The organism is Bacillus jepli (genome assembly GCF_047238305.1).
Classification (GTDB): domain Bacteria; phylum Bacillota; class Bacilli; order Bacillales; family Bacillaceae_L; genus Ferdinandcohnia.
Genome location: NZ_JBDFMO010000001.1, coordinates 3,566,573 through 3,593,174 on the forward strand (window position 1 = coordinate 3,566,573; position 26,602 = coordinate 3,593,174).

Genomic DNA, 26,602 nt, shown 5'->3' on the forward strand with positions numbered 1-26,602 from the left:
AAGGAATGGCTTTTCAGCCATTCCTTTTAGAAATAATATTATCGTTTACCTGAATCAAATGGTTCTCCAGCAGCCTTAGGTGCTTGTGAAGATTTAGAAAATAGAACCAATGCAATTAAAGTAACCACATAAGGGAAAATCTTTAAGAGAATTGGTGGAACTACTGCAAGCTCTGGAATAACCTGTGAAACGTTGGCAACAGTACTTGCGAAACCAAAGAACAAGGTCGCTCCTAAAATGCCAAGTGGCTTCCATTGTCCGAAGATTAATGACGCTAAGGCCAAGAATCCCAAACCAGATACGTTTCCAGTAAATTCACCTGCATATGTCACAATAATAAGTCCTCCACCTAAACCTGAGAAGGCGCCTGAAAGTATAACTCCAAGGTAGCGGATACCTTTTACATTAACACCTGCAGCTTCTGCAGCTTGTGGAAATTCGCCACAAGAACGTAACCGAAGGCCTATTTTTGTTTTAAATAATACAAATGCACTAAATAATAGAACTAGCAAGATAAACCAAGTTGTTGCATATGTTTTTGTGAAAAACAAATCCCCGATAACAGGAATTGAAGCCAGGCCAGGAACATCAAATGGGGCAAAACCACTAGTAATACGGATATTTCCACTACCTGTAATATTTCTTGCTAAGAATACCGTTAATGCACCGGCTATCATATTAATTGCAGTACCACTAATAATTTGATCGGCATTTAAGTTAATACTTGCGAATGCATGTAATAGAGAAAAGAGGATCCCTACAACGACTGCTGCGAGTAAGCCAATCCATAATACTAAACTATGATTTGCTATTACTCCTTGAAGATAATAAATGGTGAGTGAACCAGCAAAAGCGCCAAAAATCATTAGACCGTCTAACCCGATGTTGACAACACCACTTCGTTCACTAAATAATCCTCCAAGCGCTGTAATAAGAAGAGGGATTGTAAATACGATTGCATATGGAAAGATCTGTTCAATTATAGCCCACATATTACGCTTCCTCCTTTTTTACAGCTTTACTTTTTGAATTATTTCGGCGCTTCATGAATTTATTCAATAAACGTTCGATTAAAATACTAGTAGCAGCGAAATAAATAATAATCGCAATAATTGTGTTTGCAATTTCTGGTGGAATTTCTGTCATCGCATTCATAAAACCTGTTCCAGAATAAAGGATTCCAAAGAATACAGCAGCAAAGAATACACCAATCGGATTGTTAGCTCCTAATAAAGCTACAGCAATTCCATCAAAGCCTTGGGACGGTAAAATTCCAATTTGCATGCTCGTTGCATTTCCTGTGTACATCGCAACACCTGCTAGTCCTGCTAATCCACCTGAAATGAGCATGGATAATACAATATTTGAATTTACTCGCATCCCTGCAAATTCAGCAGCATGGCGGTTAAACCCTACCGCTTTTAATTCAAAACCTAAAGTTGTTTTATTAATGATAAAACTAACAATAATAACCGCAATAATACCTAAGAACAAACCAAGATTAATATAGGAGCCTTGGAACATTTCAGTTAAAAATGGTACGCGTAATGTTGCTTCATCTGCTAATTTTCTAGATTCTGTTTCTAGAAATTCACCTTTAAAATATCCAGGTACAACATAATACACAGTCCAATAAGCAACCCAGTTCATCATGATTGTTGAAACAACCTCATGTACATTAAATCTGGCTTTAAGCAATCCAGGAATAAACGCCCAAAGAGCTCCACCAAGAAAACCGCATAAAATCATAACGAGTAGGAGAATTGGTCTTGACCAGTCAAATGTTAAACCAATAGCAGTCGCAACAAGGCCACCAATTAGCATCTGGCCAGAAGCTCCGATATTAAATAAACCTGTACGGAATGCAAAAGCAACTGATAAACCAGTAAAGATTAAGGGTGATGCTGTAGCTAAAGTATCACCTATTCTCGAGATGTTTTTTAAACCTCCCTGGAACAAGTAACCATACCCTTCAAAGGGATTGCTTCCAATGAAAAGCATTAAGATTCCGCCAGCGATTAAACCTAAAAGCACGGCAATCAATGAAACAATTGTGGTTCTCATACACTTCTCTCCTTACCTACACCAGCCATCATAAGGCCAACCTCATTTTCATTTGTTTCAGAGGCATTGACAACCCCAATGAGCTCCCCATTATTTATGATGGCAATGCGATCAGATAACTGCAATACTTCATCTAGTTCCAGTGAAATTAAAAGTACTGCTTTACCTTTATCACGGTGCTCAATCAACCGTTTATGGATATATTCAATTGACCCTACATCAAGGCCGCGGGTTGGTTGGACTGCAACAAGCAAGTCAGGATCTAATTCAAGTTCACGTCCAATAATTGCTTTTTGTTGGTTACCGCCAGATAAGGTTCTTGCTATAGAAACTTCGCCTTCACCTGAACGCACATCAAAATTTTCTAAGATTTTCTTTGCATATTCTTTCATTGCAGAAAATTTTAATAGACCATGCTTTGAAAATGGTGGTTTATTATAAACCTCTAAGACCATATTGGATTGGAGCGTGTAATCTAAAACAAGGCCACGTTTTTGTCGATCTTCAGGAATATGGGCAATCCCTTTATCAATCCTTTTACGAACCGATAGAGACGTAATATCTTCTCCATTTAATAAAACTCTACCTGATTCAGCCTTACGAAGACCTGTTATCGCTTCAACTAGCTCCGATTGACCATTTCCCTCTACACCAGCGATTCCGACAATTTCTCCTTTTTGTACGGATAGAGAAAAGTTCTTTAATCCTAAAACTTTTCGATTATTTTTTACAGAAAGAGAATCTATTTCTAAAACCACTTCACCTGGTTTACTTTCTTCTTTATCTACATTAAAGGAAACATGACGACCTACCATCATTTCTGCTAAGCTTGCTTCACTTGTTTCGGCCACATTCACTGTTCCAATGTATTTTCCACGACGAATAACTGTACAGCGGTCTGCGACAGCTTTTATTTCCTTCAATTTATGTGTAATGATGATGATAGATTTTCCTTCTTTAATCAAATTACGCATAATTTTCATTAATTCATCTATTTCGTTTGGTGTTAATACAGCTGTAGGCTCATCAAATATGAGCACATCTGCTTCACGGAAAAGCATTTTCATAATCTCAACCCGCTGCTGCATCCCAACAGAAATGTCTTCTATTTTAGCATGAGGGTCTACATTTAGTCCGTAATATTTAGATAGTTCTTCAATCCGTTTTGCGGCACTATTAATATCAAGAACGACGCCATTCTTAATTGGTTCGCTTCCTAAAATGATATTTTCAGTAACCGTAAAATTATCTACTAGTTTAAAGTGTTGATGCACCATTCCAATACCGAGACGGTTTGCCACATTAGGGTTATTAATATGCACTTGTTCCCCATTTACTTTAATAATTCCTTGCTCAGGCTGATACATACCAAATAAAACACCCATAAGCGTGGACTTTCCTGCCCCATTTTCACCAAGCAGAGCGTGTATCTCTCCCTTTTTTAAAGTGAGAGTGATATTATCATTTGCTACAATACCGGGAAATTCCTTCCTAATATTCAGCATTTCTACAACATATTCCATAGTAGCACTCACCTTTTTTCTAGACTCATATCCTTTTTATTAGGAGTCCCCTTTCCACATCTGAAAAATGTAGAAAGATGTATTTCGTTCACCTTGTAGGTTATATACAAAAGAGACGGATAAAAACCGTCTCTTCTTAAACTAAACTTACTTGATTAAATCGCCTTGTTCACCTGAGACTTTAATATCACCTGATTTAATCTTTTCAAAAATATCTTTAACTTGCTTAACTGTTTCCTCACTTAAGTTTGGATTTTCATCTGGAATACCTACACCATCATTTTTTGCATCGTAGGTTAACGTTTCTCCACCAGGGAATTCTCCATTTAACTCTTTTTCAATTAGTTCTTGAGTTGCGTGAGCAAGCTTCTTCATGGCAGAAGTTAAAGTAATTGATTTTTCACCTTCATAGATTCCTTCAGAATATTGGTCTACGTCAACACCAACCATCCATACTTCTTCTCCTGCTTTTGCACGGTTCTTAGCTTCAGTAAAGGCACCAACACCAACACCACCAGCAGCAGCAAAGATTACGTTTACACCACGATCAAACATTTGTGCAGCAATTTGCTGACCAGCCGCTGAGTTATCAAATGAACCTTGATATACTACGTTGTCTGATTTGATTGTGAAATTTGTTCCTAAGTTTTCATTTGCATAAGCTAAACCTTGTTGGAATCCCCAGTTAAACTTTTGCACAGCTGGAATTTCCATACCACCGATAAATCCTGCTTCTCCTTCTTTTAACTCAAGAGCAGTAGCTACACCAGCTAAGAAACCGGATTCATGTTCAGCAAAAAATACAGCCACAGTGTTGTCAGCGACAGCAGGATTAAAGTCACCACTATGTGGGTTACCATCTAGAATTACAAATTTAGCATCTTCATATTTTGATTGCGCTTGGAATATAGCGGTTTCAAATTTGAACCCAGGTGCTACAATAAATTTATAACCTGCATCGTAAAGATTACCCATTTCCTTTAAGTATTCTGCTTCAGTAGTACCAGCTGGCTTAAGATATTTTGTTTGAATGCCAAGCTCATCTTCCGCAGCCAAGATTCCTTCCCATGTACCTTGGTTAAAGGATTTATCATCAATTGTACCAGCATCCGTAACCATACCTACTTTTAGGTCAGCACCTTTGCCATTTCCTTTACTTGTACCTTCTTCATCTGCGCTTCCACATGCACCTAGTAATGTTCCAGCTGCAAGAAGAAATGCAAGACCTAGACCTGCTTTCTTTTTAAACATGATTTAACCCCCTAAAAAAATTTTAATTAAAACAAATTCTTACTTTAGTATATTTGTTAGTAACGGACTACTTATTCACCTCCTTAAAAAGTGCATTTCTATCACCTTTATAATACACGCTTTCTAACAACATGGAAGGAAAATTTGTCAGCTCTAAAATAATTTTGTGAAAATAATACAGGTTTATCATTTTCGTCGTAATGCATTTGTTTTAATAACAAAAGGGCAGTTTCCGGATCACAATTTAAAATAGGAGAAATGGTCTCATGGTACCCAATCGGTTCAATATGAGTCACAGCATATGTGATTTTTCTTCCTGCTTTTTTCTCTAATAAATCAAAGATAGATTCTTCATGTGAATAGCTAGACGGTAAATTTCTACTAAGTATTTTATCAATACAATACACAACAGGCTCATTGTTTGCTGTACGTACCCGTTCAATCACAGTTATTTCTTCATTTTCCAAACAACTAAATCCCTTAATATCACCATCAGTCGGTCCTTTGACCGTTTTAGACAAAAAGATAGTACCAGGTGACATTCCGGCTTGAATAATCATATCTGTAATACTACTAATTTGCTCAATTCCAGAATTAAAAAGAGGCTTTGCATTAACAAAAGTTCCAACGCCATGCCTTCTAATAATGACATTCTCTTCTTCAAGAATTCGTAATGCTTCTCTTAAAGTTGCTCTGCTAACACCTAATTGTTTTGCTAGGAGAAACTCTGATGGTAGCTTTTCCTTTTCTTTGTAGACTCCGTTATCGATATCAAGTCTAATCTGATCTATCACTTGCAAATACAACGGTCGATTATCTAACTTGATAGTCATCTGCAGTTCCTCCATTTTATGTAAAGTCATCAGACCTCTGATGTTAGACCGATATTAATCCGAGATAACTATATCATTTTTTTTGAAAGAAATAAATAACAATTGCCAAATTTGTCGAAAAAAAAGAAGAGCAATTGCCCTTCTTTTTTGGAAGTTCAATTAAATAGAGTTAACTTCCAACATCTTCATTTTTTGCTGTAACAAGGACCGTTCTTGGTTTGCTACCTTCATATGGACCAACAACACCCCTAAGTTCCATTGCATCGATCAGTCTAGCGGCTCTCGTATATCCAATTCGAAACCTTCTTTGAAGCATCGATACTGACGCTGTTTGCATTTCAATAACAAGTTGAACAGCATCGTCATATAATTCATCATCAACTTCCTCAGTCGTTTCAACTGTGTCTGTAGGAATCATCTCTTCTTGATACTGAGCCTTTTGTTGAGAAATAACAAAATTTACGACCTCTTCTACCTCATCATCTGATAAGAACGCACCTTGTACACGCACAGGCTTTGAGGCTCCTACAGGTAGAAATAGCATATCTCCTCGTCCTAATAGTTTTTCCGCTCCACCCATATCTAGAATTGTTCTAGAGTCGGTTGAGGAAGAAACACTAAATGCAATTCGTGAGGGAATATTAGCTTTAATAACCCCTGTGATTACGTCAACTGAAGGTCGCTGTGTTGCGATAATTAAATGAATTCCAGCAGCACGAGCCATTTGTGCTAATCGTGTGATAGAATCCTCAACATCTGATGAAGCTACCATCATTAAATCTGCTAACTCATCTACAATCACGATAATGTAAGGAAGAGTTGGTTGTTTCGCTTCCTCTTCCATATTGTGACGACGGACATATTCATTGTAGCCCTCAATATTTCTCGTATGGGTATGCGCAAATAACTCATATCTACGTTCCATTTCATTTACAACTTTTTTAAGTGCTTGTGAAGCCTTTTTGGGATCTGTCACAACTGGTGCTAGTAAATGAGGGATTCCGTTGTACACATTTAATTCAACCATTTTCGGATCAATCATCATCATTTTCACTTCATGTGGTTTAGCCCTCATTAGTACACTTGTTATAATGCCATTAATACATACACTCTTACCACTACCCGTAGCACCTGCAACTAGTAAGTGAGGCATTTTATTAAGTTCAGCAAATTTAGCCTCACCTGAGATATCACGTCCTAGCCCAATCAACAACTTAGAATCTGAGCGCTGAGGTTCAATATCCTCTAACACCTCACGAAGTGATACTACTGCTATTTCGGAATTAGGTACCTCAATTCCTACAGCCGATTTACCAGGGATTGGTGCCTCAATCCGAATGTCTTTTGCAGCTAATGCTAGTGCTAGGTCATCACTTAAATTAACAATTTTACTTACTTTTACCCCAACATCAGGGTATACCTCATATTTTGTTACGGCGGGGCCGAGGTGAACCTTTGTCACCTTTGCTTTTACACCAAAGCTATGAAATGTTTTTTCTAGTTTTCTAGCATTTTCATATATATTTTCATGCTCCGCACTTTGACTGGTTTGTTTTGGTGGATGAAGAAGTTCAATAGGTGGTAATTCATAATCTACATTCTCCAGTTCACCTTCAGTAAAGGTAATTGGCATTTTCTCATCATGGTCATCTTCGCTTGCATGATGTTTTTGCTCATGTTTATCGTGTTGAATCTCTTGGTCTTTTGTATATGCCTTATCTGCAAAGTTCGAGATAATCGGCTCAATTGGGATTTCGACCGGTTCATCTTCAACCTGCTCTTCCTGTGAAGCATGAACATCTCGTTTTTGAGTCTCTTTTTTCTTTTTTCGTTTTTCTTTTTTAGGCTGATTTTTTCGTTGCTGTGACCAATTTTTGATATCGTCCACAAATGCAATCCATTGATTCTTAAAAAATGTAAAAACAGGACCAAACATTTTCGCAATGGTATCGTGGAGCGATTTACCGGTAACAAGCACACCACCAATCACAATCAAAAAGACGGAAATTATCTTCGTACCCGCTTCATCAAATAGAAAATACGAGGCAGCAAAGAGGATTGAACCAATCATGCCTCCCCCTAAATCTGTTGTGCTCGTATTTCCATTAACAACCGCCCAAAACATACTCCATGTATTTTTGATAACACTAGGATCCGTGAATTTACCTTCATTTGTTTGCAAATTAAATAATGGAATATGACTTAAAAGGAGCAATGCACTAATGATTAAGTAGACTCCAATCAATTGCCGAGTTATCATTTGCGGCCATGTTCGGTTCCAAATGATATAAATTGAAACGAGTAAAAGCCCGATTAATCCAAGAATATCCCAGTTACCAAGGAAAAATCGAAATAAATAGACTAATCCTGTCCCCACTGTTCCAAGTCTAGCTAAACCAATACATGCTAGAGCTAGCAATAATAAGCCTAGCAATTCATATTTTAGTGTTTTTTTCCACTCATCTTTTCGCTTCGACTGTCTTCGTTTTCGTTTTGCCATACTACACCTACTCTACCTATCAATAAAGGAAAGCAGCCATTTCATGGCTGCCTATGTAATGAAAATCTACTTAAATTATAGCACATTATACCAAACTGGCTCAAAGTCTTATTTTCTGCCCGGGTGAATATCTTCCATCTAGATAGTGCTGAGGGTTTGTGCTCATCACTCTTTCAATCGTATATTCCCCATTTTGAGATTGGCTTACGGCCAAAGGAACCCCATTTAGATCTACATATTTTAATTGATTATCCTCCATTTCGGTGTTAGGATAAATTAATTCCTGCGGCATCATTGTGTATAAAATCATTGGATCATCTGCCCACTTTCGTCTGAAAGATTTTTCTCTTCAATTAACTCGTTTAATTTCTTTAATGCCTGGCCTACCCCACCAATATCATCGATGAGACCATATTCAACAGCTTCGGACCCAATTACATTCGTCCCAATATCTCTTGTCAAATTGCCCTTTGAAAACATCAATTCCTTGAATTTCTCTTCTTTAATGTTTGAGTGACTTATTACAAAATTGACAACACGTTCTTGCATCTTATCAAGATATTCAAACGTCTGTGGCACTCCAATAACAAGACCTGTCAGTCTAACTGGATGGATCGTCATTGTGGCCGTTTCGGCAACAAAAGAATAATCACAGGCCACAGCAATTGGTACACCAATCGAATGCCCTCCTCCTAAAACAATCGAAACAGTCGGCTTAGAGAGTGATGCTAACATTTCAGAAATGGCAAGTCCTGCTTCTACATCTCCTCCAACCGTATTTAAAATAACAAGCAAACCTTCAATTTTCGGATTTTGTTCAATAGCAACAATTTGCGGGATAACGTGTTCATATTTTGTTGTTTTATTTTGCGGTGGCAATTGAATATGACCTTCAATTTGACCGACAATTGTGAGGCAATGGATCTTACTGTCATTTGACATTTGAGGAACGTTCGTTTGTCCTAATTGCTGTATTTTATCTACTAGTGATGAACCCTTCGATTCATTCTTATCGTGATCCCCTTGTGGTTGTTCTTCATTTATGTATTGATTATTACTCATTGTAATCTCCTTTCAACCCATTTACCATTTAGTATAAACACATGACATTATTTCATTCTGTAAATGGTTGAAAGAAAAAAAGCCAACCATAAATAAGATTGGCTTTTTACTATCTATTATGAATTTGAAAGTAAATTTGATAATTGAATTCGTTCTTGCTCACTTAATGGGACAAGTGGCAAGCGAACCGATCCAACATCTAATCCCTTTATCTGAAGAGCTGTTTTTACAGGTACAGGATTTGGAGCTGTGAATAGTCCTTTCATGATTGGTAATAACTTCTGATGATAGTTAGCAGCTTCCGTAATATTACCGGCTAAAAATGCATTCACCATTAGCTGCATTTCATTGCCAATTACATGAGCAGCAACTGACACGACACCTTTAGCACCAACTGAAAGTGCTGGTAAAGTAATACCATCATCTCCACTATATACTGCAAAATCATCCTCGGTTTTTGCTATAATTTCAGTCATAGCCTCTAAACTTCCGCTCGCTTCTTTTACAGCTACGATATTTGGAATCTTAGATAATGTAATAGTGGTTTCAACAGACATATTAATAACCGATCTACCAGGGATATTGTATAGCATAACAGGTAAGTTAGTACTTTCAGCAATCGTTTTAAAGTGTTGATAAAGTCCTTCCTGATTAGGCTTGTTGTAATACGGTACAACTAGCATAATAGCATCAACACCAGCTTCTTGTGCTTTTTTAGTTAACTCCATTGATGCGTACGTATTATTACTGCCTGTTCCAGCGATGACCGGAACTCGACCGTCAACCACTTTTACAACATGACGAAAAAGCGCCACTTTTTCCTCTGACGATAATGTGGGAGATTCACCTGTTGTCCCTGCTACAACAAGTGATTCTGTACCATTATTTATTAAATAATTAATCAGCTGAGTTGTTTTTCCAAAATCGATATTACCTTTATTATCAAATGGTGTCACCATCGCCGTTGAGATTCTTCCAAAATCAATCATGCTTTTACACCTACTCCCATCAATTATGCCCAGTGATTCCAAGACAGCTAGGCTTGATCAAAATTTTAAAAAATATTGTATTGAATAAGAAAGGGACACCTTACAATTGTAAGGATCCCTACTTCTTCCCATTTAATAGTCTATCACTTCTGCTCCAACTGGTCCATCGGATAAATGGAATGCCTTGTGTAGGGCATTAATCGCTTCCTTCATTTCAGTTTCTTTTACAAGTACCCAAATTGTAGAAAGGCTGTCAGCAGATTGTAGAATTTGAATGCCTTTTTCGGAAAGGGCAGTTACGATTCTGGCTGTTACTCCAGGTACCCCGTTCATACCCGCTCCAACTGTCGCTACCTTTGCACATTTTTCGGTCACAAGAGGCTCATATCCCATTTTTTTTAGTTTATTAACTGCACGGGCTGTCATTTCCCCTGAAACGGTGTAAACAACTCCGTTGGGCGTAATATTAAAAAAATCCACGCTAATTTTTTCATTCGCCATAGCCTTAAACACTTCTGTTTGAAGATTGTATTGGCCTTTTTTGGCTTGAACCTTTAATTGCGTAACATTGGTTACATGAGCAATACCTGTGATCAATCTTTCTTTGACTTCAACGACTCTGCGCTTTTCTATTGTTGTTACAAGTGTACCTGGTGCATCACTGTAAGTTGAACGCACCCTAATAGGCACCTTGGCTTCCATCGCAATTTCAACTGCACGTGGGTGGATGACTTTCGCACCCTGGTATGCCATATTTACAATTTCGTTGTATGTGACAACAGATAAAGGCTTTGCATCCCCAACGATGCGTGGGTCCGCGGTCATGACACCTTCTACATCTGTAAAAATATCAATCCATTCTGCTTGCAGTGCAACGCCAAGAGCAGCTGCAGATGTATCACTTCCACCTCTACCTAAAGTCGTAATATCACCTAATTTAGAGATGCCTTGAAAGCCTGTGACGACTACTACGTCATGTTCTTCAAGCGTTTGAAGTAATCTTTCACACTTCATTTCAGTAATTCGTGCATTTGTATGATCATTATTTGTACGGAAGCCAGCCTGACCTCCGTTTAAGGCAGCTGTAGAGATTCCGGATTGATTTAACATATTGGTAAAAACAACACTTGAAATAATCTCACCGCAGGACACTAACATATCCATTTCCCTACCGCTGATACTGGAGTTTTGATCCCCGACTAAGCTTAACAGTGTATCTGTAGCATATGGGTCACCCATGCGCCCCATAGCAGATACAACGACAACTACTTTATATCCATCTGAAATAGCACTTGCAATATGGTTTCTTGCTCTTTCACGAGATTCCTCATCTCGAACTGAGGTTCCGCCAAATTTTTGTACAACAATATTCATGAAACCACCTCATGTTTGGTTGAACGGATTATTTTGCAACTAAACCTAGCTTTAATAGACTGCCAGCAATCTGAACTGAGTTCCATGCAGCACCTTTTAATAGGTTGTCAGATACTACCCACATGTGGAATCCATTATCTTGGTCTAAGTCTTTTCTAATTCTTCCTACGAATACATCTTTTTTACCAACTGCATGAATCGGCATTGGATATACTTGCTCAGCAGGATTGTCCTCTAATACTACACCTGGTGCAGATGCTAATAAATCCTTTACGTCCTGTGCAGAAACTCCATTTTGAGCTGTTTCAAAATAAACAGATTCAGAATGCCCAGTTTCAACTGGTAAACGAACGCAAGTAGCAGCAACAGGTAGTTCTGGTAAATGCATGATCTTCTTTGTTTCGTTAATCATTTTCATCTCTTCAAAAGTAAAGCCATTATCCTCGAATTTATCAATTTGTGGAATCGCATTAAAGGCGATTTGATAATGCTTTTTGTCCCCTTTTACTGGTAAAACCTGTGGAGTGAATTCATTTCCTTCAATGATGTCCTTAGTCTGCTCTTTCATTTCTGTGATGGCAGCTACACCAGAACCTGAAACTGCTTGATACGTTGAAACAATAACCTTTGATAATCCAAAGGTTTTACGAATTGGCTCTAAGGCTACAACCATTTGAATGGTTGAACAGTTTGGATTTGCGATAATACCATTGTGATGAAGAAGGTCATTTTCGTTAACTTCTGGAACAACCAGTGGTACATTTTCATCCATTCTAAAAGCACTTGTGTTATCTACAACAATCGCACCACGTTTTACAGCTTCTGGAGCTAGCTCTTTCGAAACGCCACCACCTGCACTAAACAAGGCAATATCAACACCTTCAAATTTTTCTGGTGTTGCAACCTCCACGATCACTTCTTTACCTTTATACGTAATCTTTTTACCAGCAGACCGCTCTGATGATAATAAAGTTAGTTTTGTTAATGGAAAATTTGTTTCTTCAAGTGTTTTGATAATTTGCATTCCTACTGCACCTGTAGCGCCTACAACCGCAACATGCAATTCTTTTTCTACTGTCATTTGATACATTCCCCTTCCTAGAATTACTAGAACGTCTAATTTACGTTTAATGATTTTTATTTTACCACATACAAGTACTAAAGGAGAGAAGAATTTTCATTCTTTCCCCTTTATTATGAAAATTTTATTATTTTTCGTCGTCACGGAATCTTTCAACAAGTACCGGCTGTAACTGTTTTCCCTCAATTGCGGCTGCAACAGTATCCTTAAGCATGGTCATACGGGCAACCATCGAATTAGGTTTCTTTTCCGGATCATCCTGCCCATATGGGATAAAATAAATATTTTTTGTTGCCATTAGTCTCATAAGGTTAACACCATTTAAGCCTAAAGCATCATTCGTTGAAATCCCTAAAACAACGGGACGTTGATTACGTAATGTTGCCTTCGCAGCCATTAAGACAGGAGAATCCGTTAAAGCATTAGCGAATTTACTCATTGAATTCCCTGTGAGCGGTGCAATGACCATGCAATCCAGAGGCATTTTAGGACCTAATGGTTCTGCTTTTACAATCGAATCAATGACCTGATTACCTGTTGCTTTTTCAATTCTTTCAATCCAGTCTGCCCCTTCTCCGAACCGGGTATTTGTCGACTGTACAGTCCATGATACAACAGGAATTACATCAGCACCCTCATTGACAAGTCTTATAATTTCAGGCATTACTGCATCATACGTGCAATGGGATCCTGTAACACCAAATCCGATTCTTTTACCTTTTAATGAAGTCATATTATTCGTTCTCCTCTCTTTGTTGTAATAACTCAAGAAGTAGTTGTGATAATACATTCGCAACGATCTGTCCAGCGGTCTTTGGGGCAACAATACCCGGCAATCCTGGTGCTAATAATGCTTTAATTCCTCTCTTTTCTGCATATCTAAAATCAGTTCCCCCTGGTTTTGATGCTAAATCAACAATCAACGTGTGGGCTGGCATTTTTGAAATAATACTTGCGGTAACAATTAATTTAGGAATGGTATTAATACAAACATCGATATCCTTAACCTCTTCAGCCAGATTAGAGAGCTGAAAAGGAGTTAATCCCATTTCTGTAATTCTTGCAATATGCTCTGTTTTTCTGGCACCTACTTTTACATGTGCCCCTAATGCAGCAAAACTTCTTGCCACACTCATTCCAACCCTTCCTAGTCCGAGTACCGCAACGTTCGAATTATGAATCGTAATATCCGTATGCTGGATAACCATCATAATGGTACCTTCAACCGTGGGAATCGAATTATAAATTGCAACATCATCTCTTTCAAATAAACGTACTAATTCTCGATTTGTTGCATTTGTGATACCATCTAAAAAAGTGTTGCTTATTCCCGAAAAAACAACACAGTGTTCAGGTGTTTGTGATAGGATTTCTTCTGTTAAGACCACCGTTTCATTTGAAAAAATCGTTTCAACCTCACCTTCACTGTTTGTGCCAGATACCGGCAAAATTATAGCATCTATATCTGTAAAGTCGATTTCGTCTAATCGTTCTTTTGAGGCCCCTGTAAATCCATGATCTAATTGATCAAATCCAATTAAAGATAGCCTTGCATCTAATTCAATTAGTTTACGAATCACTTCTAACTGTCGTGCATCTCCACCAATGATTGCTATATGCATATCGGTTAACATACGCTTTATCACCTTCTTTTTCCTAAAATGAAATCGAATGAAAGTGAGAATTGTTGAATGCCTCACATCAGGAAACTTCGACTTCTTGTTCCTATACTTTTGAAGGAGGATAACCCTCAAAGGCTTTTGATAAAATCACCATAACTTTATCTACTCCACCATACTATGAGCCATCGTAAAAATAGGTGAATGAACAAGATTAAATTTGCTCACCATAACATTTTTTTCGAGGAATAAAAAAAACCCACGGAATACCGTGGATTTAACTTTTCTCTATTCAATTTCCTCTGATCCATTTTCTTCTGGCATATCAATGATGATCATATCTGTTCCGATTTTACGAATATGTTGCCACGACACACGAACTTCATTTCCTTGCTTTTTGAAACCGAACCATTTTAAAGAAGGAATAATAAGCGCCTTAATTTGACCTGTTCTTTCATCAATTTCTAAATCGGTTTGACCTAAAACACCCAATCTTTCAGCACGTTTGACATCAACAATTTCTTTCCCACTTAGTTCACTCAACCTCAAAAGTGACCACCCCTTCAATGTCCTTTGTACATTCTATGGAGTAGTCCACTTTTTTAGAAGTAAATTCAGTTTGAAAGCTTAATTGGTAAATCATCAGTAGGACTAATTAACGCTAGTGAAAAATCATCGGTGAATATTTGTTTTCCCATTGCATTCACACTATTTTCATTTACTGCATTAATTTCGTCTATAATTTGATCAAGACTCTTATGTGCTTTTAATAATAATTCATTTTTACCGTTACGGCTCATCCGGCTATTTGTACTTTCAAGGCTAAGCATCAGGCTACCTTTCATTTGTTCCTTGCTATTCTTTAATTCTTTTTCAGTAATACCCTCAGCTTTCAGCTTTGCTAACGTTTCCTGAATCGTTTCAAATAAAAGATTCAATTGTTTGCTACCTGTTCCCCCGTAGATTGTCACCATTCCTGTATCCTTATAAGAAGAATGATAGGAGAAAACAGAATAAGCAAGGCCTCTTTGCTCACGAACTTCTTGGAAAAGTCGACTGCTCATGCTTCCTCCAAGAATATTATTTAACACAATTAAATCATATACATCTTTATCCCCAATTTGTAATCCATTAAAGCCTAAGCAGAGATGGGCTTGTTCAGTTTCTTTTTTACGTGTGATTTTATTTGTATGGAATGATGGCTTTTGGAGCTCCTGTTTTGTTTGATTACCAGAATAACTACCAAAATACGATTCAACTTCAGAAATAAAGTTTTCTTCAATATTACCTGCAATTGATACAACCACTTTATCCGGTGTATACATTTCATTCATATATTGACGAAGCTTATCACCATTAAAGCTTTCCAACGTCTCTTCCGTGCCGAGTATCGGATAACCTAAAGGATGGTTCTCATAACTCGCTTTACTTAATATGTCATGGACGATATCATCAGGCGTATCTTCGTACATTTTGATTTCTTCCAAGACGACATTTTTTTCTTTTTTCAATTCTTCTTCATCAAAGGTTGAATGAAAAAACATATCAGCTAGGACATCTAATGCAAATTTTGCATGTTCATCTAACACCTTTGCATAGTAACAGGTATATTCCTTAGATGTGAAAGCATTTACCTGTCCACCTATGCTATCAAAAGACTCTGCAATTTCTCTAGCAGTCCTTGTTTTTGTTCCTTTGAAAAACATGTGCTCTAGAAAATGTGAAATCCCGTTGTTTTCCGGGTTTTCATTTCGTGACCCTGTCCCAATCCAGACGCCTATTGCAACTGATCGAACAGTTGGGATGTTTTCTAATACGATTCTTACACCATTTTGACAAGTATATTTTTTGATCAAGGCTGTATTCCTCCTGTTCTAAAAACAACGGATTACTTTTTCTTTAGTATGATTCGTTCTTCGTTTAATAATGTAGAAACATTGTCGATTACAAGTTCTTTTTGTTTAATTGATAGAATTAATCTTTCAAGGCTTTGAGCAGTTGGTGATGTCGGATGCATTAAAACCATGGCTCCAGGGTGGATTTTACCCATTACTCTTTGGACCAAAACATGTGGTTGTGGACGCTGCCAATCAATTGTATCAACACTCCACATAATTGTTTTCATACCCAGCTCATCCGCTATTGTAACAACTTCGTCACGGTAACTTCCACTTGGAGGAGCAAAAAGGGTCGGCTTTATACCAGTTGCTGCCTCTATGACCTGATTTGTTTTGATTAATTGTTCCCTCACAAGCTCAGATGATAATTTTTTCATATCGGGATGTGTATAAGAATGATTGCCAACCTCATGGCCAGCGTCTACAATCATTTTTGCTAAATCTGGATTTTCCTTAACCCATCTTCCTTCTAAGAAAAAAGTTGCTTTTACATTATGTTTTTTTAGGGTCTCAAGCATATCTGGAATATATTCATTCCCCCATGCTACATTGATTAAAAATGAAACAATCGGTTTGTTCGGATTCCCACGATAAATAGCGGATGTAGGTAAATCCTCTAAATGAACCTTTGGTGAAATCTGCTTAAACACAAGCTTGTTCTCATCAAAATCCCAATTTTTTTTCATCTTTTCATATGAAGCTTGAATGTCCACTTCAAGGCCATTTAAGCCAGGAGTTGCTTTCCAAACAGGGTCTATTTTAGCATCTTCAGCTGGAATACTATACTCAATTGCCCTTTTTTCAATTTCATTTAAAAGCTGATCACCTTTACTAACAGGGATTGCGTCAGCACTCTCTTTTAATCCCTTCACGTAATCATTTGTATATGGATTATGTAATGAACCAATGGAAATCAATAAAATACAAATAAAAACTAAAAATTGTATGTACTGTTTTTTCATAGCTATCCCCCTCTTTACTAGAAAATATGTAAAGGAGGGACAAGGTAGAACTCAAATCGAAAATTTAAAGGAACTGTTAAAAAACCTAAAAAGCCCGGTTTACCAGGCTTTCGAATTGTGTATTATTGTTGTTGTTGTTCTTTTTCCTTTTGTTCACGTAAAACAGCTTTTCTAGATAAGTTTACACGGCCTTGTTTATCAATTTCTGTTACTTTGACAAGGATTTCATCCCCGATAGCGACAACATCCTCAACTTTTCCAACTCGTTCTTCAGCAAGTTCAGAAATATGAACAAGTCCATCCTTACCACTAAAAATTTCAACAAAAGCGCCGAATTTTTCAATGCGTTTTACTTTACCAAGGTACATTTGGCCAACTTCGACCTCACGAACAAGATCTTCAATGATTTTCTTGGCTTTTTGATTCATGGCTTCTTCAACAGAAGAGATGAAGATTGTACCATCTTGTTCAATATCAATTTTTACACCAGTTTCATCAATGATCTTATTGATTTGCTTACCACTTGGTCCAATAACATCTCGTATCTTATCTGGATTAATCGCCATTGTTAAGATCTTAGGTGCATATTTAGAAAGCTCAGATCTAGGATTTGTTAATGTTGCTAACATCGAATTAAGAATCTGCATACGACCTTTTTTCGCTTGTTGTAAGGCTTCTTCAAGAATTTCACGAGATAGACCTTCAATTTTGATATCCATTTGTAAGGCTGTAACACCTTTTGATGTACCAGCAACCTTAAAGTCCATATCTCCTAAATGGTCTTCCATTCCTTGAATATCTGTTAGGACGGTATAATGCTCGCCTGATTTAACAAGTCCCATTGCGATACCAGCTACAGGAGCTTTAATCGGTACACCCGCGTCCATCATGGCAAGTGTACTTGCACAAATACTTGCTTGTGAAGTAGAACCATTTGATTCTAAAACTTCAGAAACAAGACGGATTGTATATGGAAAATCCTTTTCTGAAGGAACAACAGGCTCTAAAGCACGCTCACCTAAAGCACCATGTCCAATTTCACGACGACCTGGACCTCTCATTGGACCAGTCTCACCTACACTAAATTGTGGGAAATTATAGTGATGCATAAATCGTTTTGTCTCTTCAATACCTAATCCATCAAGGATCTGCACATCCCCTAATGCACCAAGTGTACAAATACTTAATGCTTGGGTTTGTCCACGTGTAAATAATCCTGAACCATGGGTACGAGAGAGGATTCCTACTTCTGATGAAAGCGGACGAATTTCATCGATTTGTCTTCCATCCGGACGAACCTTTTCAACTGTGATTAAGCGTCGAACTTCTTCTTTTACAAGTTTATTAAGAATTTCTTTTACTTGCTTAATAGTTGCTTCTTCTGCTTCCTGTTGGTCGTATTCTGCAACAATTGCTGCTTTTACTTCATTAATGGCAGCTTCTCTAGCATGTTTTTCGGCAACTTGTACTGCTTTATTAAGGTCCTGTTCTGCTTTTGCTCGAATTTGTGCTTCTAATTCTGCATCAAGCTCATAAAGAGGAATTTCCATTTTTTCTTTACCAATTTCAGCAACGATCTTTTCTTGGAATGCAATTAAACGCTTGATTTCCTCATGTCCAAACATAATTGCTTCAAGCATCACTTCTTCAGGAACCTCATCAGCACCAGCTTCAACCATGTTAATTGCATCTTTTGTACCAGCAACAACTAAATGGATATCGCTTTTTTCTTGGTCTGCTACTGAAGGGTTAATAATAAATTGATTGTCTACTCGACCAACTGTTACACCTGCAATTGGACCTTCAAATGGAATATCTGAAACAGATAGTGCCAGTGATGAACCAAACATTGCAGCCATTTCAGAAGAACAATCCTGATCTACACTCATGACAATGCTTATTACTTGTACTTCATTTCTGAATCCATCAGCAAATAAAGGTCGAATTGGACGGTCTATTAAACGACTTGCTAGAATTGCCTTTTCACTTGGTCTACCTTCACGTTTAATAAATCCTCCAGGGATTTTTCCAACTGCATATAATCGTTCTTCGTAATTTACAGTAAGTGGAAAGAAATCTAATGGTTTTGGCTCTTTTGATGCGGTTGCTGTACTTAAGACAGCCGTTTCTCCATAGCGAACTAATGCAGCTCCGTTAGCTTGTTTCGCTAATTGACCAATTTCTACGGTCAGTTGCCTACCAGCCCAGTCCATGGAGAAAACTTGCTTTCCTTGTTCCATATAATAGTACCCCTCTCTAAATCACATTCAAATGTATATTATGTATTAATAGTATGAACTAATTTATTCGAACATATCAATACTCGTTCAATATGTAAAGTGAATTTTGTTGAAATTTGCTAAAAACGAAAGGAAAAAATTCCCTCCGTTTTTAACCTAATAAAAAAGCGGGAATGCTCCCGCTTTTTCGTAGATTATCGACGTAGTCCAAGCTTGTTGATTAATTCACGGTAACGAGTTACGTCTTTATTACGAAGATATGTTAATAAATTACGACGTTTACCAACCATCTTTAATAGACCACGACGTGAATGATGATCCTTCTTGTGTGTACGTAAATGATCATTTAACTTATTGATTTGCTCAGTTAGGACAGCGATTTGAACTTCTGGTGAACCAGTGTCATTTTCGTGAGTTTTGAACTCGCTGATAATTTCATTCTTTCGCTCTTGTGTGATAGCCATCCTATTCACCTCCTATAATAGTATCCCCAATTACCTAGCAGACGTTGGTGATTCGGACTGCCACGCAATGGTTCTTTTTCATACTTAAATAGAATACATCTTTTTATGATAAAAAGCAAGTATGTTCGTCTATTTTCTCAAAATATTCCTTTGCTTGTTCCTTATCTCGTCCAATTTGTTTAATTAAATCATCGATGGACGAGAACTTTTTTTCAGAACGAATTCTTTTATGCCATTCAACAATAACTTCTTCTTTATAAATGTCTTCATTAAAATCAAACAGGTGGACTTCTATCGAAGGCACAGTCTCGTTTTCATGAAAGGTAGGTTTAACACCAAGGTTACAAACACCATTATGCCATGTTGAACCGACTTTTAAACGAACTGCATAGACTCCCATTTTAGGAATAATATAGTCCGCACTTGTTTTTACATTAGCTGTCGGAAAGCCGATCGTTCTTCCACGTTTTTCCCCATCAACTACGATTCCTTTTACTGTATAGAATCTACCTAAAAGTGGTGCAAGTTGATCCACTTCTCCTTTTTGAATCATATCTCGGATAACAGTTGAACTCACTTTTTCATTCTTGAACGTAAATTTCTCAACCGTTGTTTGAGTGAATCGTCCAGCGGCAAGTTCAGGAAGAGTTTCCATTGTTCCTTTGCCAAATCGTCCAAATGTAAAGTCAAATCCTGCGACAACATGTTTCACATTCAGACCAATAATGTATTGATCCACAAATTCTTGTGGTGATAAACTTGCGAACTCAGATGAGAAATTCACAATGTATAAATAATCAATATCCGTTTCTTCAAATAACTCTTGTTTATGATGTAATGGCGTAATATATTCAACGTTTGTAACATCCTTTTTAAGGACAATTGATGGATGGGGATCGAATGTCATGACAGAGCACGCGATGCCTTGAACCTCTGCTTCCTTCTTTGCAGTTTCAACAACCTTTTGATGTCCAAGATGAACACCATCAAAATATCCCAAAGCTAAAACAGTTGGTGGTAAATCTGTTTGATTAAAAGAATGTGGGTGTGTGATATGAATTGTTTTCACTTCTATTTCACCTTTTCTTATCGAATCACCTATTTTAATTCTTGGTTATTAACTAACACCTTAATAGGTTTTATCATTTGTGGTTTTTCTGGATGTCTTTGATATATTGCTAGGATTTCTCCATTATGTAGGATCGCAATAGGCTCCCCGGTTGAAATCTCATTTAGCTCTTTTGGAACCGGAAAAACAGACCCATTTTTTACTTTCTCTGCTACTTTATCATTAATTAAAATTTTGCGCAAATGGGAAAGCGCGTCTTCAATCGTTAGAAGATGTTCCCCGATTGTTCCATTCTGAACATGATGTTCGACTTCTTCTAATGTCATGCATTGATTAAGGGTAAATTCACCTGAAGAGGTCCTTTTTAAATCAGACATATGTGATGGAAAACCTAGTTTCTCCCCCATTTGAACAGCTAACGTGCGTACATAGGTGCCCTTACTGCACTTTACACGAAAACAAAAAGAGACAGTTCCATCATTTTGAACAATATCACTGAGTAGTTCTAGATGTTGAATGGTTATTTTACGAGATGGCCTTTCAATTACCAGTCCTTGTCTTGCGTACTCATAAAGGCGTTTTCCATTTACTTTAACCGCAGAATACATAGGTGGTGTTTGAATAATTTCACCGGTTAATGAATGAAGCACATCTAGGACCTCAGCTTTTGTAATTGGACGGTCTACTCTTTTTTCTTCGACTATTTCACCAGATGCATCTTCAGTAGTCGTTGAAACCCCTATGGTTGCTTCACCTTCATAGGTTTTATTTGCGGCTGTTACATATTCAACGATTTTCGTTGCTCTTCCTAGACAAATTGGTAAGACTCCTGAGACATCTGGGTCTAGCGTACCAGTATGGCCCACTTTTTTCATCTTTAGCAACTTTCGAACCTTAAAAACACAATCATGGGAAGTCATCCCTTTTGGTTTATTGAGAAGTAAAATTCCATCCACTCAGAGCCACTCCCGTATCTTATTTTCTACCATAGTTCTGTTCATTATTTTTTCAATCAATTGAAAAAAGGGATAGACTTTATAAAAAAGTCTATCCACTCCCTTATTCTCGGTTTGATTCTTGATTTGATTGCTTATTTATTTCATGAAGGATCGATTCAATTCGATTCCCATAATCAATTGATTCATCAAATTCAAATAGAATCTCAGGCGTTTTACGTAAACGAATACGCTGACCGATTTCTGACCGGATAAAGCCTTTCGCTTTCGCGAGACCTTTTAACGTATTCTGCCTTTGTTCTTCATCACCTAAAACCGAAATAAAAACTTTAGCTTGCTGGAGGTCTCCAGTAACTTGGACGTCGGTTACAGTCACAAATCCAATCCGAGGATCCTTGATCTTCCGTCCAATGATGTCACTTAATTCCTTTTTCATTTGTTCTCCAACACGATTCGGTCGTAAACTCATCTAGCTTTCACCTCTTATAACCACTCAAAGTCGGTTATTGTTCGATCTAATTCTGGGAAAGAATCAATAAACTTTAGCGCATTGTTTAATTCGAGTTCAGAATGCTTTCGACTCGATGATACAGTAACGATTGCTAGCTTGGTACGTTGCCATGTATCTTGATAGTCTACCTCTGCCACTGAAACATTAAACTTTTGTTTAAGTCGAGTTATGACACTTTGCAATACAGCTCGTTTTGCTTTTAAAGAGTTTGCATCATAAATGACACATTCGCACTCCACATAGCCGATCAATGACGATCAACTTCTTGCATCACGAATGCTTCAATGATATCTCCTTCTTTAATATCGTTGAATTTCGCAATTGTTATACCACACTCATAGTTTTGCGCAACTTCCTTTACATCATCCTTGAAACGTTTTAATGTATCAATTTCTCCTTCAAAGATAACGACTCCATCACGAATTAGGCGAACACCGCTGTCACGAGTGATTTTACCATCAGTTACGTAAGAACCAGCAATTGTACCAATCTTCGATACTTTAAAGGTCGTACGAACTTCTGCTTGCCCGATTACTTTCTCTTCAAATTCAGGGTCAAGCATACCCTTCATTGCAGATTCGATTTCTTCGATTGCTTTATAGATAATTCGGTGAAGACGGATATCAACTTCCTCTGCTTCAGCGGTGCGCTTTGCATTCACATCAGGTCGTACATTAAAGCCGATTACAATCGCTTTTGATGCTGATGCGAGGGTAATATCTGATTCATTAATTGCACCGACTCCGGTATGAATAATCTTAACTTTAACACCTTCAACATCAATTTTTTGAAGAGATGCCGCTAAAGCTTCAACAGAACCTTGAACATCAGCTTTAACAATAAGATTAATTTCCTTCATTTCACCTTGTTTAATATGTTCGAATAAATCTTCGAGACTAACTTTTACTTTATCGCCACGTTGCTCAACTAATTGCTTTTGAGCTCTAGCTTCCCCAACTTGACGTGCTTTCTTTTCATCCTCAAAGACAACAAACTGATCTCCAGCTTGTGGAACATCATTTAACCCTGTAATTTCAACTGGAGTTGAAGGAGCAGCTTCCTTCACTCGGCGACCTACATCATTAACCATTGCACGGACACGACCAAATGTGTTTCCAACTACAATTGGGTCACCGATGCGTAACGTTCCGTTTTGAACTAATAATGTCGCAACAGAACCTCTTCCTTTGTCAAGCTTGGCTTCAATTACTGTACCTGTAGCTCTTCTCTTTGGATTGGCTTTATATTCTTCTACCTCACTAACGAGAAGAATCATTTCTAGTAGATTGTCGATACCTTCTCCTGTTAACGCAGAAATTGGTACAAAGATAGTGTCTCCGCCCCAAGCTTCAGGAATTAAACCATGCTCTGTTAATTCCTGCATAACGCGGTCTGGATTCGCTGTTGGCTTATCCATTTTATTCACAGCTACGATGATTGGTACCTCGGCAGCTTTTGCATGGTTAATTGCTTCAACTGTTTGAGGCATTACACCGTCATCTGACGCAACAACTAATACTGTGATATCTGTAACTTGAGCACCTCTAGCACGCATTGTTGTAAACGCAGCATGTCCCGGAGTGTCCAGGAAAGTAATTTTCTTACCATTTACAACTACTTGATAGGCACCAATATGCTGCGTAATACCACCAGCTTCGCCAGCTGTTACTTTAGTATTTCGGATTGAATCAAGGGTAGTTGTTTTACCATGGTCGACATGTCCCATAATTGTTACAATTGAAGGTCTTTCGATAAGGTCTTCATTGTTATCTTCTTCAACATACTGCTCAAATTCTGTAACATCGAAGACAATTTCTTCTTCTACAGCTACACCATAATCAGATGCAATTAGTTCGATTGAATCTTTATCAAGTTCTTGGTTAATTGTTGCCATAACACCTAGCATGAAAAGCTTCTTAATAATTTCTGAAGGTTCTTTACCAAGTTTTTTAGCTAATTCGCCAACCGTTAATGAACCGACAAACGTAATTTTTTCAGGCAATTTCTTTTCTGGCTTTGGTTGAACTGGTTGGTGATTGTTGTTAGAACGATGATTACCTTTTTGTTTGTTCTTATTTCTCCTATTATCCCTTGGTTGAAATGGCTTTTTCTGACCTTGGTTATCCGTCTTTTTACCATCACGATTTTTAGGAGGTACAGGCTTTTTCTTTGTTTCTTTTTTGTCAACCACTACTTTATCGTCATTAGCAGGTGGTGTTGGTTTATTATTCGTCGTTTGTTCCTTTGCAGGCTTAACCTGTTCTGACTTCTTTTCGAATGATTGATCTAGTTTTTTCAAAATATCTCCCTCAATTGTTGCCATATGATTTTTTACCTCAATGTCCATCTCTTTAAGCTTCGTAATAACTTCCTTGCTTGAGATATTTTGTTTTTTTGCATATTCGTATACACGCATTCTACTCATATGTTCACCCCCAAATATGTTAATCGAGCAAGTGACTCATCTTTTTTGCAAACCCACTGTCTGTTATTGCGACAACTACTCTGGCATCTTTGCCGATCGCATGACCCAATGTATAGCGGTCGCTTACAGTACGAAGTTGAACCTGATAATACGTGCTTTTATCCGTAATTTTCTTTGTAGTGTTTGCTGACGCATCTTCAGATAACAGAACTAACTTTGCGTTTCCATTGCGGATTTCCTTTACAACAAGTTCTTCACCTGAAATGACTTTTCTCGCTCGATTGGCAAGACCCAATAATGACATCCATTCTTTGTTTTCCATCTATAAAGGCTACTCCTTATCTACCAACTGAAGTAATTCTTCATAAATTGAATCATCAATTGTTGCTTTCAGTTGACTTGAAAGAATGTTCTTTTTCTTTGCAAGTAAAATACATTCTTTGTCTTTACTGAGGTACGCACCACGTCCCGACTTTTTTCCAGTCAAGTCAATTGAAACTTCACCATCTTTGGATCGTACAATTCTTACAAGTTCCTTTTTTGGTTTCATTTCACCACTAGCTATGCATTTACGAAGTGGTATTTTTTTATTACCTACCAATTTCCTTCACCTCACTCGATTTCTTCAGATTGCAAATCGAATGCTTCAACCTCTAGTTCTTCTTCATCATTATCGTCAAATAATCCAAAACCGGCTCTAGGGAAAATTCCCGCTTGCTCTGCTTCTGTTTGACTCTTAATGTCAATTTTCCATCCTGTCAATTTTGCCGCTAAACGTGCATTTTGCCCACGTTTTCCGATTGCTAATGATAATTGATAGTCAGGAACAACTACAGTTGTTGCTTTTTCTTCCTCTTTAACAATAACATCAAGTACTTTCGATGGACTTAAGGCGTTTGCCACAAAAACAACTGGATCATCAGACCATTTGACAATATCAATTTTTTCACCTTTTAATTCATTCACGATTGCTTGAACACGTTGTCCCTTAGGACCAACACATGAGCCAACTGGGTCTACCTCTGAGTTATCAGAGTGAGCAGAAATCTTTGAACGATCTCCTGCTTCTCTCGCAACCGACTTAATTTCTACTGTTCCATCATAGATTTCCGGAACTTCGATTTCAAAAAGGCGTTTTAATAATCCAGGATGTGTTCTAGAAACAAAGATTTGTGGTCCTTTTGTAGTTCTTTCAACCTTTGTTATGTAGACTTTAATTCTGTCATGTGGCTTGTAATGTTCGTTTGGCATTTGTTCGTTTACAGGTAGCAATGCTTCGATTTTTCCTAAGCTAACATAGATAAACTTGGAATCTAAACGTTGAACAATTCCCGTCATGATATCTTCTTCACGGTCAATAAACTCGGAATAGATAACTCCTCTTTCAGCTTCACGTACACGTTGAGTGACAACCTGCTTTGCAGTTTGAGCAGCAATTCTACCAAAATCTTTTGGAGTTACTTCAATTTCCACAACGTCTTCTACTTGGTAATTTGGATTAATGGTTCTAGCTTCTTCAATGGAAATCTCGAGTCTAGGGTCAAACACTTCATCTACTACATCTTTTCTAGCAAACACACGCATTGAACCGTTTGCTAAGTTTAAATCAACTCTTACATTTTGAGCCTGATTAAAATTCCGCTTATATGCAGAAATTAGTGCTGCCTCAATTGCTTCAATAATTACATCTTTACTAATGCCTTTTTCTTTCTCGAGCAATGTTAAGGCATCTAATAATTCACTACTCATTTGTCTTCTAATCCCCCTTACGAATTCTAACT

26 protein-coding genes are annotated in these 26,602 nt (G+C 37.6%); all 26 read right to left on the reverse strand.

Annotation, left to right across the window (positions count from 1 at the left end; genetic code table 11):
• Positions 1 to 38 precede the first annotated feature (38 nt).
• The 26 genes from ABC371_RS18255 to nusA all read right to left on the reverse strand — a co-directional run bounded on the left by ABC371_RS18255 (position 39) and on the right by nusA (position 26,570).
• Positions 39 to 992, reverse strand: a complete 954-nt coding sequence (locus ABC371_RS18255; RefSeq protein ID WP_412898096.1) for an ABC transporter permease — start codon at positions 990 to 992, stop codon at positions 39 to 41.
• A gap of 1 nt (position 993) precedes the next feature.
• A complete protein-coding gene (locus ABC371_RS18260) occupies positions 994 to 2,064 on the reverse strand; it encodes an ABC transporter permease (RefSeq protein ID WP_412898097.1) in 1,071 nt (356 codons plus the stop codon).
• Positions 2,061 to 3,587 carry an ABC transporter ATP-binding protein gene (locus ABC371_RS18265; RefSeq protein ID WP_412898098.1) on the reverse strand — a complete coding sequence of 509 codons (1,527 nt, stop codon included), beginning with the start codon at positions 3,585 to 3,587 and terminating at the stop codon, positions 2,061 to 2,063. Before ABC371_RS18265 ends, ABC371_RS18260 begins: the two co-directional genes overlap by 4 nt.
• 147 nt (positions 3,588 to 3,734) lie before the next feature.
• Positions 3,735 to 4,838 (reverse strand): BMP family lipoprotein, encoded by a 1,104-nt coding sequence (locus tag ABC371_RS18270; RefSeq protein ID WP_412898099.1) that lies wholly within the window; start codon positions 4,836 to 4,838, stop codon positions 3,735 to 3,737.
• A gap of 107 nt (positions 4,839 to 4,945) precedes the next feature.
• Positions 4,946 to 5,671 (reverse strand): GntR family transcriptional regulator, encoded by a 726-nt coding sequence (locus tag ABC371_RS18275; protein WP_412898100.1) that lies wholly within the window; start codon positions 5,669 to 5,671, stop codon positions 4,946 to 4,948.
• 169 nt (positions 5,672 to 5,840) lie between these two features.
• Complete coding sequence (locus tag ABC371_RS18280; RefSeq protein ID WP_412898101.1) at positions 5,841 to 8,171, reverse strand: DNA translocase FtsK; 2,331 nt, start codon at positions 8,169 to 8,171, stop codon at positions 5,841 to 5,843.
• Positions 8,172 to 8,271: 100 nt separating this feature from the next.
• Positions 8,272 to 8,481 (reverse strand): YlzJ-like family protein, encoded by a 210-nt coding sequence (locus tag ABC371_RS18285; RefSeq protein ID WP_412898102.1) that lies wholly within the window; start codon positions 8,479 to 8,481, stop codon positions 8,272 to 8,274.
• Complete coding sequence (locus ABC371_RS18290) at positions 8,478 to 9,233, reverse strand: ClpP family protease (RefSeq protein ID WP_412898103.1); 756 nt, start codon at positions 9,231 to 9,233, stop codon at positions 8,478 to 8,480. Before ABC371_RS18290 ends, ABC371_RS18285 begins: the two co-directional genes overlap by 4 nt.
• Before the next feature lie 116 nt (positions 9,234 to 9,349).
• Positions 9,350 to 10,222 (reverse strand): 4-hydroxy-tetrahydrodipicolinate synthase, encoded by an 873-nt coding sequence (dapA, locus tag ABC371_RS18295; RefSeq protein WP_412898104.1) that lies wholly within the window; start codon positions 10,220 to 10,222, stop codon positions 9,350 to 9,352.
• A 132-nt stretch (positions 10,223 to 10,354) separates the two neighbouring features.
• Entirely contained in the window at positions 10,355 to 11,596 is a 1,242-nt protein-coding gene (dapG, locus tag ABC371_RS18300) for an aspartate kinase (RefSeq protein ID WP_412898105.1), read from the reverse strand.
• A gap of 28 nt (positions 11,597 to 11,624) precedes the next feature.
• On the reverse strand, positions 11,625 to 12,677 hold the full coding sequence (gene asd / locus ABC371_RS18305) for an aspartate-semialdehyde dehydrogenase (protein WP_412898106.1): 1,053 nt from the start codon (positions 12,675 to 12,677) through the stop codon (positions 11,625 to 11,627).
• 127 nt (positions 12,678 to 12,804) lie between these two features.
• On the reverse strand, positions 12,805 to 13,410 hold the full coding sequence (dpaB, locus tag ABC371_RS18310; protein WP_412898107.1) for a dipicolinate synthase subunit B: 606 nt from the start codon (positions 13,408 to 13,410) through the stop codon (positions 12,805 to 12,807).
• A gap of 1 nt (position 13,411) precedes the next feature.
• Positions 13,412 to 14,311 (reverse strand): dipicolinic acid synthetase subunit A, encoded by a 900-nt coding sequence (gene dpaA, locus ABC371_RS18315; protein WP_412898108.1) that lies wholly within the window; start codon positions 14,309 to 14,311, stop codon positions 13,412 to 13,414.
• A gap of 273 nt (positions 14,312 to 14,584) precedes the next feature.
• Positions 14,585 to 14,845 (reverse strand): YlmC/YmxH family sporulation protein, encoded by a 261-nt coding sequence (locus ABC371_RS18320; RefSeq protein WP_412898109.1) that lies wholly within the window; start codon positions 14,843 to 14,845, stop codon positions 14,585 to 14,587.
• A 65-nt stretch (positions 14,846 to 14,910) separates the two neighbouring features.
• Positions 14,911 to 16,152, reverse strand: a complete 1,242-nt coding sequence (locus tag ABC371_RS18325; RefSeq protein ID WP_412898110.1) for a M16 family metallopeptidase — start codon at positions 16,150 to 16,152, stop codon at positions 14,911 to 14,913.
• Positions 16,153 to 16,184: 32 nt separating this feature from the next.
• On the reverse strand, positions 16,185 to 17,156 hold the full coding sequence (locus tag ABC371_RS18330; protein ID WP_412898111.1) for a polysaccharide deacetylase family protein: 972 nt from the start codon (positions 17,154 to 17,156) through the stop codon (positions 16,185 to 16,187).
• Between the two features lie 122 nt (positions 17,157 to 17,278).
• Positions 17,279 to 19,396, reverse strand: a complete 2,118-nt coding sequence (gene pnp, locus ABC371_RS18335) for a polyribonucleotide nucleotidyltransferase (RefSeq protein ID WP_412898112.1) — start codon at positions 19,394 to 19,396, stop codon at positions 17,279 to 17,281.
• A gap of 194 nt (positions 19,397 to 19,590) precedes the next feature.
• On the reverse strand, positions 19,591 to 19,860 hold the full coding sequence (rpsO, locus tag ABC371_RS18340; protein ID WP_136378383.1) for a 30S ribosomal protein S15: 270 nt from the start codon (positions 19,858 to 19,860) through the stop codon (positions 19,591 to 19,593).
• Positions 19,861 to 19,963: 103 nt separating this feature from the next.
• On the reverse strand, positions 19,964 to 20,929 hold the full coding sequence (gene ribF / locus ABC371_RS18345; protein ID WP_412898113.1) for a bifunctional riboflavin kinase/FAD synthetase: 966 nt from the start codon (positions 20,927 to 20,929) through the stop codon (positions 19,964 to 19,966).
• A 29-nt stretch (positions 20,930 to 20,958) separates the two neighbouring features.
• The gene (gene truB / locus ABC371_RS18350) at positions 20,959 to 21,885 is read right to left on the reverse strand and encodes a tRNA pseudouridine(55) synthase TruB (RefSeq protein ID WP_412898114.1); all 927 of its coding nucleotides are present in this window, start codon (positions 21,883 to 21,885) and stop codon (positions 20,959 to 20,961) included.
• 103 nt (positions 21,886 to 21,988) lie between these two features.
• Positions 21,989 to 22,354 (reverse strand): 30S ribosome-binding factor RbfA, encoded by a 366-nt coding sequence (rbfA, locus tag ABC371_RS18355; protein ID WP_116350542.1) that lies wholly within the window; start codon positions 22,352 to 22,354, stop codon positions 21,989 to 21,991.
• 14 nt (positions 22,355 to 22,368) lie between these two features.
• Entirely contained in the window at positions 22,369 to 22,647 is a 279-nt protein-coding gene (locus tag ABC371_RS18360; protein ID WP_116350543.1) for a DUF503 domain-containing protein, read from the reverse strand.
• Positions 22,644 to 24,821 (reverse strand): translation initiation factor IF-2, encoded by a 2,178-nt coding sequence (infB, locus tag ABC371_RS18365; protein WP_412898115.1) that lies wholly within the window; start codon positions 24,819 to 24,821, stop codon positions 22,644 to 22,646. The genes ABC371_RS18360 and infB overlap by 4 nt, the downstream gene beginning before the upstream one ends.
• 19 nt (positions 24,822 to 24,840) lie before the next feature.
• Complete coding sequence (locus tag ABC371_RS18370) at positions 24,841 to 25,143, reverse strand: YlxQ family RNA-binding protein (protein ID WP_412898116.1); 303 nt, start codon at positions 25,141 to 25,143, stop codon at positions 24,841 to 24,843.
• A 9-nt stretch (positions 25,144 to 25,152) separates the two neighbouring features.
• Positions 25,153 to 25,422, reverse strand: a complete 270-nt coding sequence (gene rnpM, locus ABC371_RS18375) for an RNase P modulator RnpM (protein WP_412898117.1) — start codon at positions 25,420 to 25,422, stop codon at positions 25,153 to 25,155.
• A gap of 11 nt (positions 25,423 to 25,433) precedes the next feature.
• Positions 25,434 to 26,570, reverse strand: coding sequence for a transcription termination factor NusA (nusA, locus tag ABC371_RS18380; RefSeq protein ID WP_412898118.1), 1,137 nt, complete (start codon positions 26,568 to 26,570; stop codon positions 25,434 to 25,436).
• Between the last annotated feature and the right edge of the window lie 32 nt (positions 26,571 to 26,602).